Genomic DNA, 16317 nt, shown 5'->3' with positions numbered 1-16317 from the left:
CCCATGCGGCGCCACTACCTCGTCACCTATGACATTGCCGATGCGAAACGCTTGCGCCGTGTCTTTAAGACCATGAAAGGTTTCGGAGCTCATCTGCAGTTTTCCGTGTTCCAGTGCGATCTGCCGGACATTGATCTCGTGCGGATGAAGGCAGCCTTGACTGAGATTATCGATCAACGGGAAGATCAAGTCCTCATCATCGATTTGGGCACGACAGAAAGTAATCCCATCAAGCGCATTGAGTCGATGGGGATCAAGGCTGAATGGGAGGAACGGCGTGCTCGTGTCGTGTAGGCTGCCGGGCACTGCGCGAGCGCTCTTATAATGATGCAAGGCCGCGGAGCGCTCGCGGTTCACAACGACTACAAACGAGAGAGAGCGGAAAACAACTCAATATGAGAGGAGGTGGAATCTGCACGTGTCGCAATGTAATGTTTCGTCGAACAAAGGTGCTCGCAGAATGCTCTTGAATCGCTGTATTGATAAGCTGTTCGCCAAGAGCTGATTCCACGGCTCAATTGCCGTGGCCCCATTGAAGCCATCGCCACCGTGTCGGCAAAGAATGTCCCTCAATTCGATTCCACGGCTCAATTGCCGTGGCCCCATTGAAGCTGCCACACGCCACGCGTCAACGTGCCGTTACCGACGATTCCACGGCTCAATTGCCGTGGCCCCATTGAAGCGGGGCAAAAAGAGGAGAGTGTTAGATTTCCGCCATGATTCCACGGCTCAATTGCCGTGGCCCCATTGAAGCACGTCGCCGCCGCCGCCGTACCAATGTTCCGGCGCGGATTCCACGGCTCAATTGCCGTGGCCCCATTGAAGCGCGGTGGAAAGCGTTGTCTTCGGCGCTCCGTTCGGCCGATTCCACGGCTCAATTGCCGTGGCCCCATTGAAGCCTGGATGAAGTGCAGGACTTTTCCCCCCTGGAATTGGGATTCCACGGCTCAATTGCCGTGGCCCCATTGAAGCCGCACGATGCCGCGAGAGTCATAGAGGCGTATCGAGGATTCCACGGCTCAATTGCCGTGGCCCCATTGAAGCATGCGAGTCAGCGCCTCCTGCGTGACCGGTGACGAGTTGATTCCACGGCTCAATTGCCGTGGCCCCATTGAAGCGCGTCTGGCGGGAAATCGGATGGATGCCCGCCTCCCAGATTCCACGGCTCAATTGCCGTGGCCCCATTGAAGCAAGCTGAACTCTAGAATGCCTGGTTCGCCATCTTTGCCGATTCCACGGCTCAATTGCCGTGGCCCCATTGAAGCCTGTGCAACCGGTTCGATTGATGTGTCAGTACCGAAGATTCCACGGCTCAATTGCCGTGGCCCCATTGAAGCCGCCTCAAGCCGGGCTTGCCCTTCCTCATAGCCGCCCGGATTCCACGGCTCAATTGCCGTGGCCCCATTGAAGCGCCGAAACGAATTGGGCGCCGGTAGCCGTCTGTATGATTCCACGGCTCAATTGCCGTGGCCCCATTGAAGCACCCGTGCCCGGTCGCGTTTGCGGACTGGAGCTGGGATTCCACGGCTCAATTGCCGTGGCCCCATTGAAGCATGGAATGCAAACTCGTCGAGGTAGACGTTGGCGGAGAGATTCCACGGCTCAATTGCCGTGGCCCCATTGAAGCTGTACTCGGCCATCCAGCGGTAGAGGGTGGCGCGGCTGATTCCACGGCTCAATTGCCGTGGCCCCATTGAAGCGGCGGCGGCTCGATCGTCACGGCGCAGCCGTTTACCGCACGATTCCACGGCTCAATTGCCGTGGCCCCATTGAAGCCGCACTACGAATGTCGTGCAAGCAATTCGCGCCGGTGATTCCACGGCTCAATTGCCGTGGCCCCATTGAAGCCGGGTGACGCCGAGCCGCTCGGCCAATTGCTCCTGGGTGATTCCACGGCTCAATTGCCGTGGCCCCATTGAAGCGTGAGATTGGTCCGGACGACGCCGTCGACCGTCACGCGATTCCACGGCTCAATTGCCGTGGCCCCATTGAAGCGCGTAGACGGCCGCCAAATCCAAGAGCCCGATCGAGGCGGATTCCACGGCTCAATTGCCGTGGCCCCATTGAAGCCGAAGGTCATCGCTTGGGGCATGTCTCGGCCTCCGCGTGGATTCCACGGCTCAATTGCCGTGGCCCCATTGAAGCTGCGCAACGGTTTCCATCCCCGGCACTATGTATGTCCATGGATTCCACGGCTCAATTGCCGTGGCCCCATTGAAGCTTCGGCTGCCGAGCCTGCGGTCACATAGGTGACGAGATTCCACGGCTCAATTGCCGTGGCCCCATTGAAGCGGTAGCATGATGATGTGGTTATTGATTACGAGGATTTAGATTCCACGGCTCAATTGCCGTGGCCCCATTGAAGCCCCGCGTCGGTGTGATCGCGTCGGACGAAATGCTGATCGGATTCCACGGCTCAATTGCCGTGGCCCCATTGAAGCATCAGCGGGTAGACGGTGCCATTCGTGGACAGCGTGGATTCCACGGCTCAATTGCCGTGGCCCCATTGAAGCAGACATGGAGGCCTCCCCGGATAAACCGAGGAGGCATGATTCCACGGCTCAATTGCCGTGGCCCCATTGAAGCCGTCACTCCCGTTGCGGACCAGGTTGTCAAATCAAACTGATTCCACGGCTCAATTGCCGTGGCCCCATTGAAGCCGCCAAGAACGCCGTCTTCAAGGACTCGTCCTCTTCGGATTCCACGGCTCAATTGCCGTGGCCCCATTGAAGCAGGGCAAGAAACAATTTGAGTGTCGCGCCGCGATCCAAGATTCCACGGCTCAATTGCCGTGGCCCCATTGAAGCCGCGCAACTTTCACCCTATCGGCCCAGGCACTAATCGGATTCCACGGCTCAATTGCCGTGGCCCCATTGAAGCTAAAACTCATCATTAATACGTTTGGCTACATCGTCAAAGATTCCACGGCTCAATTGCCGTGGCCCCATTGAAGCATCCTCGACGAGCGCCTGTAGCTCGCCGTTGAAATTGATTCCACGGCTCAATTGCCGTGGCCCCATTGAAGCTGTGGATGCGCGACGACCCACACATGCACCCCGTAAGATTCCACGGCTCAATTGCCGTGGCCCCATTGAAGCGCCGTCTTGTCGCAGACGATCTGGCCCACGAGATTCCCGATTCCACGGCTCAATTGCCGTGGCCCCATTGAAGCCCACCTGTCGGAAACACCGGACCCGTTCAGAGGCGGTGATTCCACGGCTCAATTGCCGTGGCCCCATTGAAGCCGCCATGTGCCGCGCGATCGCGTCAAGACGACGGTAGATTCCACGGCTCAATTGCCGTGGCCCCATTGAAGCGGGGTTCAATGTGTATTGGTCCGCCTCAGCGGGTGGAGATTCCACGGCTCAATTGCCGTGGCCCCATTGAAGCCGCATACTGCTGGAACATGCTCTGGGCGAGTTGTGGTGATTCCACGGCTCAATTGCCGTGGCCCCATTGAAGCCCAGTGAAGCTAATCAATCCATAGCCTGGGTGTTGGATTCCACGGCTCAATTGCCGTGGCCCCATTGAAGCGGGCAGTGCCGCACGGATGCGGACGCCATGATGACGATTCCACGGCTCAATTGCCGTGGCCCCATTGAAGCCGGTGATCCGGCTTCCGCCATCAGTCCCAACGTCGGTGATTCCACGGCTCAATTGCCGTGGCCCCATTGAAGCCAGGATCACTGGTCCACGGTTTTCAAGACCGGCACGGATTCCACGGCTCAATTGCCGTGGCCCCATTGAAGCGGTGACGCCTTCGGGGGCGCGCCAGGTGCTCGAGCTGATTCCACGGCTCAATTGCCGTGGCCCCATTGAAGCAACCACAATGACGTAGCGTTCCGGCACGACGACGTGATTCCACGGCTCAATTGCCGTGGCCCCATTGAAGCGAGCGTACCACCTAGACCGCTTTGTCGTTCGACGAGGATTCCACGGCTCAATTGCCGTGGCCCCATTGAAGCTACGGGATCGGCGACGGGCTTGCGGGCGACACTGAGATTCCACGGCTCAATTGCCGTGGCCCCATTGAAGCCGCAGCTGATCGTGCCGACCGCGCTGCAGGCCATCGCGATTCCACGGCTCAATTGCCGTGGCCCCATTGAAGCCTAGAAAATTCCGAGGGTTCAGTCATCGTCTGCCCTCGATTCCACGGCTCAATTGCCGTGGCCCCATTGAAGCCTGAGCCTGATTTCTTCAATGGTGATGCAGACGTTCAACGATTCCACGGCTCAATTGCCGTGGCCCCATTGAAGCAGCTCCCCGTCCTTCACATGGATCGTATGCGTGAGGATTCCACGGCTCAATTGCCGTGGCCCCATTGAAGCGCCAGAAGCACGCGCCACTTGATCACGGCTCTGGAAGATTCCACGGCTCAATTGCCGTGGCCCCATTGAAGCTACTTGTATGTCGCCGCGGACGGGCTGTACGCCGTCGGATTCCACGGCTCAATTGCCGTGGCCCCATTGAAGCGTCGAAGCGTGGGTGAATCAGCAGAATAAGGCGCTGATTCCACGGCTCAATTGCCGTGGCCCCATTGAAGCCTCCTGGGTGAGGCCGAGCCGCTCGCGGAGGGATTTCGATTCCACGGCTCAATTGCCGTGGCCCCATTGAAGCTTTGTCTCCTGGCCTCACGCCTTCCGCACCTGGGTGTCGATTCCACGGCTCAATTGCCGTGGCCCCATTGAAGCGAAAAGGTGCGCTTATTCTTCTCTGCAAACTGCGCAGATTCCACGGCTCAATTGCCGTGGCCCCATTGAAGCCAGTTGCTCGTGGTCCGCGCGGAGGACGGACGGCGGACACGATTCCACGGCTCAATTGCCGTGGCCCCATTGAAGCACCTTACGATAGGCGTAGATCGCCAGGACCACACCAAGATTCCACGGCTCAATTGCCGTGGCCCCATTGAAGCCGAGAAACCGGTGAGGCTGAGGTCGAAATGGCAATCTGATTCCACGGCTCAATTGCCGTGGCCCCATTGAAGCGGGCAGATGAGATGTGGCCGAGGGCTCAGGCATCGCAATTCCACGGCTCAATTGCTGTGGCCCCATTGAAATATGTGTCATTCTAGGGACTTTAGCGTGTGGCACCGTTGCGGCTTTCCTTGAGGCGAGTGAGAATTAGAGCCGAATCCTATCCCTTCCATGCTTGTGAAGAAGGAGCCTGTTGCTCTCATGACACCGTCAATGTCTTCTACTCCCAAATGTCCGTGCGATGCACAGGAAATGGACTACGTGATGCGACTTGCGCCGGCGATGCAGAACCCCGTTCAGGTGAGCACCGTCAGGATGTGGTCGGCGCACGCAAAGGCCGTTGGCTTGGATCCACAACGCATCTATGAGACGGCGGTGGCGGGGCGTCCACCTCACTGGATGCCGGCCCCAGGTATCTCGGACGTATTGCCGTGAAGGGAAGGCCCTTCACGGTTGCTTGCGCGCGCAGGGGAGGCCATCATGGCGAGAACGGTGTTGTGGCGTCGATCCGTCGCGAAGGCGGTCACCTACCGTGTCGTGATCATGTGCCTCGACTTCGTGACGATTTACCTGTTCACCGGCATGGTGCGCGTGGCGATCGGCTTCATGATTGCCAGCAACCTCTACACGACGGTCGCCTATTTTCTCCATGAACGGGCCTGGGCGCAGGTCCCTTGGGGACTCGATGAGGGTGAGGCCGCTCGCGGGTGAGCGCGCTTGTGGCAACGGTTTCGGGTGCCGGTGATTCGCACAATGGAGAGGAGGGCATCGTATGACGGAATGGCTTGCGCGGCTGAAATCATTCTTCAGTAAGGCGTGGCCTGCGTTCTTCGGCCCGGTTAAGCGGCCGGTCAGGCGGGAGGACGTGGACTTGTATTGCGTGAGCCGTGCGACGTCGACCGGCGACGTGATCCGCTTCCGTCTCGCGAAGCCGCGAGGTTCGGAGCCTCCTTGCTGACCCAGCTCGCTCTTTTGTTTAGGATGTTCCCATCGTTTCGCCCATCCGGTTTCGCGCCGTAGATTTCGCATTGCCACTTCCATCTCAAGACCGTTCGGCCTATCATGCCGCCATGCCGACACCGATGCCTCGCTTTACCGCGGTTCATGCTGAATTGTTGCAACGGTTTCTTTCCGCCCCCCGGCGGCCTCATGGCACGTTGACCTATCCCGAACTCGCAGGGTTTCTCTTCAGTCTTGCCAACGGGCCGGAGTTGATTCCGCCTTCCGAATGGATGCCCATGGTCTTCAACAATGAAAGCGGAGGCTACGATACGATCGAAGAGGTCCAAGCGATCACCCAGGCTATGATGGCACTCTACAATGAGGTCGTGCGCGATCCACTGGGAAAGCAACGTTCGTTTCCTCCGGCCTGTGCCTTTCGGGTTGACCCGCTCGATAACCTGGATTCGGCTGCGCCGGTCAGCCAATGGGCGAGGGGATTCGTACGGGGCCACGCCTATCTCGAGGAACTCTGGGAGGAGGCGATCGGTGACGAACTCGATGAGGTCGTGGGATCGCTGGTGATGGTGCTGAGCTTCTTTGCCTCGCGGGAACTCGCAGAGGCCTGCCATCGGGAGGAGCGAAACGGCCGAACGCTGGCCCAATGGGCCGGCACCATCGTCGAGCTGTTTCCCGATGCGATGAGCGAGTATGTCCGGATCGGGCGTGCGCTCTATCAGGCTCGACGTGACAGCGGTGTTCCGGGCGGGGCGCATCCGGCGCCTCCCAAGATCGGTCGCAACGATTCCTGTCCCTGCGGCAGCGGTCAAAAATTTAAGCGGTGCTGCGGAAAAAACTGATCGGGTCTCTCCTGATTCTCTCTGCGACAGCGCGGTGCAGTTTCGAACAGCCGCAGATTCTGGGTTGATTCCGTCCGCTCATTTCCTCATATTCAACGGGAACAGTTGCATCATGATGCGCCGCAGCGGAACGTCACGGCTGCCGCCTTTGTCACTTCGTTGACTCCGGCCTCGTAGCTCACGACACACAGCAGATTGCGTGCGGCAGCCCGCCGAACATACGCCGGCGGGTTCGATGTATTTTTATCCAGGGTCGCGCCGGTTCGGTTGCGGGTCTGCAGGGAGGTATCTATGGGACGAATGACCAGTCTTGCCGTCTTATTTGTTGCCGGGCTTGTGTTCGCCGGTTGCGTGCACCATCCGGGCGGGATCGCGCCCTCCACAAAACCGCTGGCGCCGGGCGGCTATACCGAACTCGGCAGGGTCGAGGGCGAGGATTGCGTCTACCATCTGCTCGGCTTGGTGCCCCTCACGAACGGGAACGAGTTGCGCGATGCCGTGGCGGATGCGCTGCGGAAGCGGCCGTTGGCGGAAGCGCTGACGGAGGTGACGGTGGACGGGTATTGGCAGTTCTTCATCCTGTTCAGCCGGGCCTGTACGCAGGTGCAGGGCATGGCGGTAGAGGTGAAGTAGCTCAGGCTGTTGATCACGCCCGCCGGCTACGTTCTCGCATCGCTCAGGGGCCCAACGTACTATCGGCAGTACGTTGGGCCATCCGGACAGTGCCGGCTCACCGTCTCGCGCCCGTCCGCAAACAGGACGCGCCTTCTTCGTCGCGTGGCGGACCGCATGGTCCTTCACGCCCTGGACCTCGCCGCTTCTCCTCTTGAGTCCTTGCGGAGAGGAGCGTACACTTCCCATTGCCGGCTACGGTTCCTGTTTCGGTGAGGCGATCTCGGAGGCTCTCATGCCTGCTTCCGCCTCCTCTTCCATCCGTGTCTTTCCCTCCCGTCACCCATACAGACCGCTCTGTGCCGAGTTCCCTCACCGTTCCATCCACGGCGCGTTCGCGCAGGAGGTGCGTCATGAGAGCCACGGAGTTCATGGTTCGGGCCTGCGATCCCAAATCCCTTACGGTGCATGACGTGATGGAGGACAGCGTCTACGCGATCGGCCCGGATACGACGGGCGCGCGCATCGCCGATCTGTTGACCGAACACCATTTCGGCAGCATGCCGGTGGTGGATCACGATCGGCGGTTGTTGGGGGTCGTGTCGGAGTTCGACCTGCTGCATGCGATGGAGCGGGGCGAGAATCTGAAGACGGTGATGGCTTCGGACATCATGACGCGCCAGGTCGTCACGGTCGCGCAGGACCTTCCGATCATGGAGGTGATTCACATCCTGCAGGAGCGGCACTTGATCCGCGTCCCCGTGGTGAAAGATGGGTTGCTGGTCGGCATCGTGGCGCGGCAGGATATTCTGTTCGGCTACGTGAAGGCCACGTCGTTTTATTGGCCGTAAGGCGGTAGGGATCGTGATAGGCGGGGGCCGGAGGAGGCGGCGGACTCATGGGGCCGCCTCCAGGGGTTGTCTTGCGTCCTGTCAGGCGATCTGTTACTGTGACCTCGTTCGTGTCAGACCTCCGGTGCTTCCGGGGCCCTTCCAGCCTCCGAATCCTTTCAAGTCTTTCGCGAGAATCTGTCGACCCTGCGCCGTAGCGTAGTCGGTCCGGCTGTACCCTTCGCAGACGATGCGATCGTCTCCCGAGAGGCAGGCCGGATGCTGGCTGCGGGTAGTCGGTCATTTACATTTCACGAGGTGTTGTGTTGTTTCACGCTTGTTGGTTTCGTTTTCAGGCCGTCCTCCGCAACGCGGCGGGCAGCCTCTTTCACATGCTGATCGTGGCGATGAGCGCGGGTATCGCGCTGCTGCTCCCGGCCGCGGCCCGGACGTTCTTATCGTTCTGGGCGAAGGTGGAGCATGAGGCCTTCTCGCTGATTGCGGTCGAGATGTCTGCCGCGGTCTTGTTGATCGCCCTCTTCAGCCTGGGGCATCGCGTGCTGGAGGATCGCGCGCGCGCCGCCGCGGCGGCCGGCGCCGGCCTGGTCTCGTTCTACCCGCGGCGCACGGCCGGGGCGCAGCGACGGATCAAGGCATTGAAGGAAGAGCAGGGGACCGGGCAGTCGCTCATGGTGCTCGGGTCGAGCGGCTACGGGACGTTCGTGGACCAGATGGGCGATCTTGCCTCGGTGCTCGATCGCTGCGTGGAGGCCAAGATTCTGTTGGTGAATCCGTTCGGCGCGGATGCGAGCGCGCGGATTCAGGCCCAGGGGCATTCGACGCTGGCAGCCTTTCGCGCGGAGGTGCGGCAGAGCATTGCGTTGCTCAAGCGCCTGAAGCTGCTGGGTAAAAGCGTCACGCTGAAACTCTATGCCGATCCGCCGCTGCTCAAGCTGGTGATTCTCGGCGACCACCTGTGGTTGCAGCACTACCACGCGGACCTCGACGTCGAGGCGATGCCGGAGTATGTGCTGCGACGCAACGGGAAGGCCCACGGCCTGTACAGTCTCTATGCGCATTACTTCGCGCAGCGATGGGCGAGTCCGGACATTCCGGAGTATGACTTGGAGACCGACGAGCTGGTCTATCGCACGCGCGCGGGGCAGGAACTTCGGCGGGAGCGATGGGAGACGGCTTCGAACGATCAGGCCGAGGGGCGTAGGCCGGCGGTCGTAAGATCAGCCATGGGCGGCGCCTGTGCGGGAGAGGAGGAGCGCGCGTTCGTGAGCCTGACCTCCGGCCTCGCCGACGACGCCTTCAGGCTTCGGAGGGATCGGTAGCCGGTGTCGAGGCCATGGCTGCAATTCTGCTGATTAGGCGGTTTTGGTCGGGCTACGGCGTAGCCAGGCTCCCAGACCGGCCAGCCCTGTGCCCATCAACAAGACGGCGGGCGGCAACGGCACCGGCGCGAGCTGGTCGAAGTTGACGTTGTCGATCGCCACGTCCCAATTGTCGAAGCCGAATTGCACCCGCAAGGCGCCGCTGCGCGAGACGAGGCCAGGCCCGAAGGCGAAGGGGCTGTGGCCCGGTCCGTCGCCGATCACCGTGAAGTTCGTGAATTCCGCCAGCGTGCCGAGGCCGTCCATGACGCGCACGGTTTGTCCCGGAACATTGCCTGCGAAGCCGGAGAGATCGAAGCTGTTCAGGCGGACCTGCGTGCCCGCCTGCGGCAGCAGCGCGATCTCGCCGTAGTGGCCCGACAGTCGGCTTGGGAAGGCCACGTTCACCAAATCACCGTTGCCGACATCCCAATGCAGCAAGGTCGGCGAGACGACGGCGTTGGTCGTGAGGTCCTTCGTCGCATAGCCGACGGCGATGTTCGGCGTGAATCCATTTCCCTGTCCATACGAGAAGCTGCCGCTCGTGAGCGACGTCACGTTGCTGCCGTAGGGGGAGGAAATCTCGTCGAAGTTCTGCGCCCCGCCGATATCAAACGTCAGGATGGTGGCGTCGGATGCCGTAGCGGTGCCCAGTGTCAGGACCCCGGTGAGCAAGCTCGCTTGCCATGCTGCCGTCCATCTCGTCCTCGTCATGCTCCGTCCCTTCTCGTCGAGTTGCCTGTGCGTTCAAGCCGTGTTCCAGGCGGTTGCCCCAAGGCTCCCTGCATATGCCGGTGCCCATCCCTGCATGGCGAATGCCGTCGCGATCTTAGGCAAGCTGTTGATCTTGCGCCAGTGCCGATCGGCCGCTGCTGACCGGCCTGTCGCTGAACGGCACCCCTTCGCACAGGAATGTGCATCCTTCGTCGCTGTTGCAGGATGAACCAGAAGATAACGGGGAGTGAAGCGGGGCAGCGAGGTCAGATTCGGGATAGTGGAACGGACTGCTGCAACACTATTCGAGCTTGTCTGCTACAGCTCTTCGCCGTATTTGAGGAAATGTTGCTGCTTCGCGCCGTCCACCCACTTGTCGCGGTGGATACGGTCGGGGAAGGTGTTCAGTTCCGAAGCCACGTGTTCGATGTCGAGTTGGTCCCACTCGGCGATCTGCCTGAACGTAAACATGCCCATCCGGTTGAGCACCCGTTCCATGACCGGCCCGATGCCATGGATCTTTTTCAAGTCGTCTTTGTCGGCGGGGGCTTGCGGCGTAGAGACTGATCCGTCGGTGAAGGCAGGGGGCGGCGTGGGCGCGGCGGTCGATTTGCTCGTGCCGGCCTGGTCGGTCCGCTGCGTGGGGCGGCCGAATTTTTGCGCCACGCGGTACTCGACCAGCCGCTTCCGGAGGGCGGAGATTTCTTCCTCGCGTTCGCTCACGTCCATGACGCGGCGTTCTTCGGCTTCCTGCAAGGCGGTTTGTTGTTTGGCCACTTCGGCGCGCAGGGGGGCGAGTTCCTGTACTTGGATCTGCAGCGCGCCGATTTCCTCGTCCTTCGCTTGGAGGTCGCGCTCGAAACGCTGGAGGTTTTCCGTCCGTTCGTCCCGTAGTTGATTGAGGAGATCGTCCTGATGGCGAAGATTGTGCTCCAGTTGCTCGATATGGCGATCTTTCCCTTGCAGCGTCGAGGTGGCGTCGGCCCGTTCCTGCTCCAGCGTGTGTTCCACCTGGCGGAAACGCTCGATGAAGGGCTCCACTTCTTGCACCCGCGCGCGGAGCCGCGCGATCTCGGCATCTTTCGGTGCGAGCTGCTCGACCCAGGTTTTCAGGGTGGCGATCTCCTGGTCGCGGCTGATCAGGAGATCTTCCGCGGCTTCCAGTTGAGTCTGCATTTGGGCATGGCTCGCCGTCCGCTCGCGGAGGTTGGCTTCCGCGGTCTCGACCTCTGCGCGTAACGTGTCGCGTTCGCGTTCGGCCGCATGGAGGCGGACGCTCTGCTCGTTGGCCTGCACTTGCATGGTCCGTTCGCGCTCGGCCTTCGCCGCGACCTCAGCCTGCAGATCCTTGAGCGCCGCTTCCGACGCCATGATTTTGCCTTCCAACATTTGGACGGCCGACGTGCGGACCTTCAGTTCATGATTGAGCGTGTCGAGTTCATGCTCGCGTCCCCGCAGCCGAGAGGCGATCTCCGAGAGCTGTTGGCGCTTTTCCGATGTGGCGAAGCTGCGGAGCAGCCACCCCATCATCAACCCGATGGCCGCAGCCACCAGCAAGCATCCCACCATTTGCGCAATCAGGGCTCCCATAACGTCACCGTTCCTCTTTGACGCGAAATTCAATGCGGCGGTTTTTTTGCGAGGCCGCGCGCGTGCGCTCGTTGATCAAGGGGCGCGTCGAGCCGTAGCCGACGACGCTGAAGCGATTCGTGCTGCCGTGGTCCACCAGATACTGCCGGACCGCATCGGCCCGCTTACGGCTCAGTTCCAAGTTGTATTCGGGGTCGCCGTAGGGATCGGTATGGCCGGCGATTTCGATCAAGGAATCCGGCGCCCGTTTCAGCGCATTGCCGATGCGATCGACCACCGCCCGCCCGCGCGAGGTGAGCGTGGCGCTGTTGCTTTCGAAGGCGACACTTTCGCCGCGAATGGCTTCGTCGACTGCGGCTTGGATCTGCGCGCGTCCCATGGTCGGCGCGGGGGCGGCGGCCGCACTCGTCGCGGCTGTGCCGGTCGCGGCGGCAGGGGAGGATGGCGCAGGCACGGCGGCGGATGTCGAGATCGTGATCTGGTCCTGCACCTTGGCGACGGACCCGACGGCGGCGGCCGTGTCGCGCAACAGGCGGGCCTTGGCTTCGGCGCTGGACACCGAGCCTTTCACCGTGAGCGTGTGGCCCTCGAGCGTGATGGAGGCGCGCGTCGGATGCAGGGCATGGAGTTGCGCCAGGAGTAAGGGCAGCGCCGTTTCCCAGCCGCCCGGCTTCGTGCCCTCGGTGACTTCCAGGTTGTCGGTGATGCGGAGCTTTCCGCCCTTGAACAATTCTTGTGAGCGCGCGAGCGCGGTCGCTTTTTCCTGTTCGCCCGCGAGCACGCCGGAGAGCGTGAGTTGTCCGTTGTCGATGACGGCGGAGAATGAAGCGGGGACTGCGGCGGCCGGCGCCACGGGGAGGTGACGAGGAATACAGAGAAACGCCAGCAATGTGAGGGCTAGGATGCCGATGCCGAGAATCGTTCCACGCGACATGCGCCGCCTTTACCGGATGGCCTCACGCGACTGCGTCGAAGGGACGAATCGCATGGGCGGACTGAGCTGAATGAAAAGCCGTTGTTTGCGGTCCGACTCTGCGAGTCGGACACACTTCAACAATCACTTGAGATTGGCGCGAGCGCCGCGTTTCATGCGCCTGCGACAGTCGGCAGGGTACCACATCGCTCGGTCTCATGCTAGCCTCTCGGCGACGGTTTTTCGGCGGTCCCCCGACCTTGCAGTGGCCTGGGCCATCTGCTATTCTCACGCCGTTTTTTGTCTGACCTTAATCCTGCCGAACTGCAACATATACTTGAGCGAAGGAGTCCATCATGGCCAGCATTGCGCGGGCACTGATCAGTGTTTCCGATAAGACGGGTGTGGTTGATATGGCCAAGGGATTGGCCGCATTGGGCGCTGAAATTCTCTCCACCGGCGGGACCGCCAAGGCGCTCCGGGACGCGGGGGTGCCCGTGACGGACGTGGCGGCCTACACCGGCTCGCCCGAGATTCTCGACGGGCGCGTGAAGACCCTGCATCCGAAGATCCACGGGGGCTTGCTGGGGCGGCGCAGTGTACCGGCCCACGTCGACCAAATGAAGCAACACCACATCGGCAACATCGACGTGGTCGTGGTCAATCTCTATCCCTTCGAAGCCACCATTGCGAAACCCAACTGCCCGTTCGAGGAAGCGATCGAGAACATCGACATCGGCGGCCCCTCGATGCTCCGATCGGCGGCGAAGAACCATGAGGACGTGCTTGTGGTCGTCGATCCGAAGGACTATGGGCGGGTGCTCGATGCGTTGAAGGGCGGGGCGGCCACCCCGGCCTTGCGTCGTGAATTGGCCATGAAGGTATTCCAGCATACCGCGCGCTACGACAGCCTCATCGCGGGCTATCTCGAAAAGCAGGTGCAGGGGAGCGAGGTGAAGTTCCCGGCGATCCTGTCGCTGCAGTTCGAGCGCGTCGAGACCTTGCGTTACGGAGAGAACCCGCACCAGCAGGGCGCCTTCTACCGGGATCTCAATTCCAAGGAGCCTTCCGTGTCGCGCGGGAAAATTCTGCACGGCAAGGCGATGTCCTACAACAATTTCCTCGACGCCAACTCGGCCTTGGAATTGGTGAAGGAATTCGACCAGACCGCGGTGGCGATCATCAAGCACAACAACCCTTGCGGCTGCGCGTTGGGCGCAACGCCGGTCGAGGCCTATGTAAAGGCGCGTGCGACCGATCCCGTGTCGGCGTTCGGCGGCGTGCTCGCGTTCAATCGTCCGGTGGACTTGCCGGCTGCCAAAGAGATCACCTCGACGTTCGTCGAAGTCGTGATCGCGCCGAGCTTCACCGCGGAGGCGCTGGCGGAGTTGAAGCGAAAGAAGGATTTGCGGTTGTTGGAAGTCGGTCCGCTCGCAAAGGCCGGCCCCGAGGGCTACGACCTCAAGAAACTGGTCGGCGGCTTGATCGTACAGGATCGCGACCTCGGCGTGTTGCCGGACTTGAAGACACTCGCGGTGCCGACGGTGCGCAAACCGACCGAAGAAGAGTACGCGGCCTGCGCCTTCGCCTGGATCGTCTGCAAGCACGTGAAGTCCAACGCCATCATCTACGGCCGCCCCGGCGAAATCGTCGGCATCGGCGCGGGCCAGATGAGCCGCGTGGATTCGGTGAAGCTCGCGGGGATGAAAGCCCAGTCGCCAGTGAAGGGCTGCGTGATGGCATCGGATGCCTTCTTCCCGTTCCGCGACGGCATCGACGCGGCCGCGCAAGCCGGCATCACCTGCGTCATTCAGCCGGGCGGTTCCATCCGCGATCCCGAAGTCACGAAGGCGGTGGATGAGCATGGGATGGCGATGATTCTCACGGGCATGCGCCACTTCCGCCACTAAAACGGATGTTGAAACGGTCATCCAGCGGCGTTCTCACATCGTTCGCCGCCTGCGACGTACGAAGTACGGTACGCCTCGGGGCTCTTGCCCCCTGCGGCCTTGCCGGGTCAGGCACGTGGCTACGTGCCGGGGTAGGCGGGTGAGAACGGCAGACCGTTTGAACATCCTCGTGGGAATTGGGAGTCGAGCAAGCGAGACGGCCATTGTGAGCCGCCTCGAAGAGTGGGAATCGGAAGCGAGTCTCGTGGGCGGGGAGTTCGCGCAGACCTAGATGACGGCATACATTTCTCAACATCAAGCAATGGTTGAACTGTGAAAGTACTGGTTGTCGGCAGCGGTGGACGGGAGCATGCGATGGTGTGGAAGATTGCGCAAAGTCCGCGCAAACCGACCATCTATTGCGCGCCGGGTAATGCGGGAATCGAGGGCCTGGCGACCTGTGTGCCGATCAAGGCCGACGACCTCGCCGGCCTGAAGGCCTTCGCCTTGAAGGAGCAGATCGACCTGACGGTGGTCGGGCCTGAAGCGCCGCTCGCACTGGGTATCGTCGATGAGTTCCGAAAGGCGCGATTACGGATTTTCGGGCCGACGAAGGCCGCCGCGCGTCTCGAATCCAGCAAGAGTTTTTCCAAAGAGATCATGGCGGCGAATCGGATTCCCACGGCGAAGGCCCGCAGCTTCGAGCAGATGGACCAGGCACTTGCCTATATCGATGCGGAGCCGGTGCCGATCGTCGTGAAGGCCGATGGGCTGGCCCAGGGCAAAGGGGTCGTCGTGGCCACGACGCGCGAGCAGGCCAAGCAGGCGGTTCGCGATGCGATGGAAAAGTCGGTGTTCGGACAAGCGGGGCATCGGGTGTTGATCGAGGAATTCTTGGACGGCGAAGAGCTGACGATCATGGCCTTCACGGACGGGAAGACGGTCGTCCCGATGGTGCCGGCCCAGGATCACAAGCGAGTCGGAGACGGGGATACCGGCCCCAATACGGGCGGCATGGGCGCCTATGCGCCGGCTCCGCTCGGGACGGCGGCGTTGCGCGATCAGGTCACCAGGGAGATTCTGCAGCCCACCGTCGATGCGCTTTCACGAATCGGCTCGCCGTTTCAAGGGGTGCTCTACGCAGGTATCATGGTCGTGAAGGGCGTGCCGTATGTCTTGGAATATAACGCCCGCATGGGCGATCCGGAAACGGAAGTCGTGTTGCCGCTTCTGAAGACCGATTTGCTGGAAGTGATGGAGGCGGTGGTCGAACATCGTCTCGATCAACTGACCGTGGAATGGCATCCCGAAACGGCAGTCTGCATCGTGCTGACCTCCGGCGGATATCCGGGGCCCTATCCTATCGGTCTGCCGATTCACGGACTCGCGCCTGCCGCCGGTTCCTCGCACAGCACGATTTTTCACGCCGGTACCAAACGGGACAGCGATCGCGTGGTGACGTCCGGTGGTCGCGTGCTGGCCGTCACGGCCTGGGGCTCGACCCTACGTCAGGCGCGCCAAGCCGCCTATGATCGGGTGCCGTCGATCCAGTTCGATGGTCGCCACTACCGGACCGATATCGCCAACCGCGCCTTGCCCCACACCCCCTGAGTGCCCT

The 16317-nt window shown here is 61.4% G+C and carries 12 protein-coding genes and 1 CRISPR repeat array; of the genes, 9 read left to right on the top strand and 3 right to left on the bottom strand.

Annotation, left to right across the window (positions count from 1 at the left end; all coding sequences use genetic code 11):
- Nucleotides 1-3 precede the first annotated feature (3 nt).
- From cas2 to KF814_01060, 7 genes are all read left to right on the top strand, one after another.
- Nucleotides 4-294, top strand: coding sequence for a CRISPR-associated endonuclease Cas2 (cas2, locus tag KF814_01090; GenBank protein MBX3234720.1), 291 nt, complete (start codon nucleotides 4-6; stop codon nucleotides 292-294).
- Nucleotides 295-503: 209 nt separating this feature from the next.
- Nucleotides 504-5057: direct repeats of the CRISPR family, unit length 36 nt; unit sequence GATTCCACGGCTCAATTGCCGTGGCCCCATTGAAGC.
- 396 nt (nucleotides 5058-5453) lie between these two features.
- Nucleotides 5454-5684 carry a DUF2061 domain-containing protein gene (locus KF814_01085; protein ID MBX3234719.1) on the top strand — a complete coding sequence of 77 codons (231 nt, stop codon included), beginning with the start codon at nucleotides 5454-5456 and terminating at the stop codon, nucleotides 5682-5684.
- 61 nt (nucleotides 5685-5745) lie between these two features.
- The gene (locus KF814_01080) at nucleotides 5746-5931 is read left to right on the top strand and encodes a hypothetical protein (protein MBX3234718.1); all 186 of its coding nucleotides are present in this window, start codon (nucleotides 5746-5748) and stop codon (nucleotides 5929-5931) included.
- 112 nt (nucleotides 5932-6043) lie between these two features.
- Complete coding sequence (locus KF814_01075) at nucleotides 6044-6772, top strand: UPF0149 family protein (protein ID MBX3234717.1); 729 nt, start codon at nucleotides 6044-6046, stop codon at nucleotides 6770-6772.
- 291 nt (nucleotides 6773-7063) lie between these two features.
- Nucleotides 7064-7405, top strand: coding sequence for a hypothetical protein (locus KF814_01070; GenBank protein MBX3234716.1), 342 nt, complete (start codon nucleotides 7064-7066; stop codon nucleotides 7403-7405).
- A 392-nt stretch (nucleotides 7406-7797) separates the two neighbouring features.
- Nucleotides 7798-8235 carry a CBS domain-containing protein gene (locus KF814_01065; protein MBX3234715.1) on the top strand — a complete coding sequence of 146 codons (438 nt, stop codon included), beginning with the start codon at nucleotides 7798-7800 and terminating at the stop codon, nucleotides 8233-8235.
- A 302-nt stretch (nucleotides 8236-8537) separates the two neighbouring features.
- The gene (locus KF814_01060; protein ID MBX3234714.1) at nucleotides 8538-9554 is read left to right on the top strand and encodes a hypothetical protein; all 1017 of its coding nucleotides are present in this window, start codon (nucleotides 8538-8540) and stop codon (nucleotides 9552-9554) included.
- Between the two features lie 33 nt (nucleotides 9555-9587).
- Here KF814_01060 and KF814_01055 read toward each other — a convergent pair whose 3' ends face one another.
- The 3 genes from KF814_01055 to KF814_01045 all read right to left on the bottom strand — a co-directional run bounded on the left by KF814_01055 (nucleotide 9588) and on the right by KF814_01045 (nucleotide 12831).
- The gene (locus KF814_01055) at nucleotides 9588-10307 is read right to left on the bottom strand and encodes a VPLPA-CTERM sorting domain-containing protein (protein ID MBX3234713.1); all 720 of its coding nucleotides are present in this window, start codon (nucleotides 10305-10307) and stop codon (nucleotides 9588-9590) included.
- A gap of 318 nt (nucleotides 10308-10625) precedes the next feature.
- Nucleotides 10626-11897: a hypothetical protein gene (locus tag KF814_01050; protein ID MBX3234712.1), complete on the bottom strand. Its 1272-nt coding sequence runs from the start codon at nucleotides 11895-11897 to the stop codon at nucleotides 10626-10628.
- 4 nt (nucleotides 11898-11901) lie between these two features.
- The gene (locus tag KF814_01045; protein ID MBX3234711.1) at nucleotides 11902-12831 is read right to left on the bottom strand and encodes an OmpA family protein; all 930 of its coding nucleotides are present in this window, start codon (nucleotides 12829-12831) and stop codon (nucleotides 11902-11904) included.
- 335 nt (nucleotides 12832-13166) lie between these two features.
- On the opposite strand from KF814_01045, the gene purH reads away from it, so the two are divergent.
- Nucleotides 13167-14720 (top strand): bifunctional phosphoribosylaminoimidazolecarboxamide formyltransferase/IMP cyclohydrolase, encoded by a 1554-nt coding sequence (gene purH, locus KF814_01040; GenBank protein ID MBX3234710.1) that lies wholly within the window; start codon nucleotides 13167-13169, stop codon nucleotides 14718-14720.
- A gap of 312 nt (nucleotides 14721-15032) precedes the next feature.
- Nucleotides 15033-16310: a phosphoribosylamine--glycine ligase gene (gene purD / locus KF814_01035; GenBank protein MBX3234709.1), complete on the top strand. Its 1278-nt coding sequence runs from the start codon at nucleotides 15033-15035 to the stop codon at nucleotides 16308-16310.
- The last annotated feature ends 7 nt before the right edge of the window (nucleotides 16311-16317 follow it).

This window comes from Nitrospiraceae bacterium, assembly GCA_019637075.1.
GTDB lineage: Bacteria > Nitrospirota > Nitrospiria > Nitrospirales > Nitrospiraceae > JAHBWI01.
This window is presented reverse-complemented; position numbering and strand designations above follow the sequence as displayed.

Bases quoted from the DNA above. Each gene is read 5' to 3' on its own strand.
- KF814_01085 (MBX3234719.1), top strand. From the start codon at position 5,454: ATGGCGAGAACGGTGTTGTGGCGTCGATCCGTCGCGAAGGCGGTCACC.
- cas2 (MBX3234720.1), top strand. From the start codon at position 4: ATGCGGCGCCACTACCTCGTCACCTATGACATTGCCGATGCGAAACGC.
- KF814_01070 (MBX3234716.1), top strand. From the start codon at position 7,064: ATGGGACGAATGACCAGTCTTGCCGTCTTATTTGTTGCCGGGCTTGTG.
- KF814_01075 (MBX3234717.1), top strand. From the start codon at position 6,044: ATGCCGACACCGATGCCTCGCTTTACCGCGGTTCATGCTGAATTGTTG.
- purH (MBX3234710.1), top strand. From the start codon at position 13,167: ATGGCCAGCATTGCGCGGGCACTGATCAGTGTTTCCGATAAGACGGGT.
- KF814_01065 (MBX3234715.1), top strand. From the start codon at position 7,798: ATGAGAGCCACGGAGTTCATGGTTCGGGCCTGCGATCCCAAATCCCTT.
- KF814_01050 (MBX3234712.1), bottom strand. From the start codon at position 11,897: ATGGGAGCCCTGATTGCGCAAATGGTGGGATGCTTGCTGGTGGCTGCG.
- KF814_01055 (MBX3234713.1), bottom strand. From the start codon at position 10,307: ATGACGAGGACGAGATGGACGGCAGCATGGCAAGCGAGCTTGCTCACC.
- KF814_01080 (MBX3234718.1), top strand. From the start codon at position 5,746: ATGACGGAATGGCTTGCGCGGCTGAAATCATTCTTCAGTAAGGCGTGG.
- KF814_01045 (MBX3234711.1), bottom strand. From the start codon at position 12,831: ATGTCGCGTGGAACGATTCTCGGCATCGGCATCCTAGCCCTCACATTG.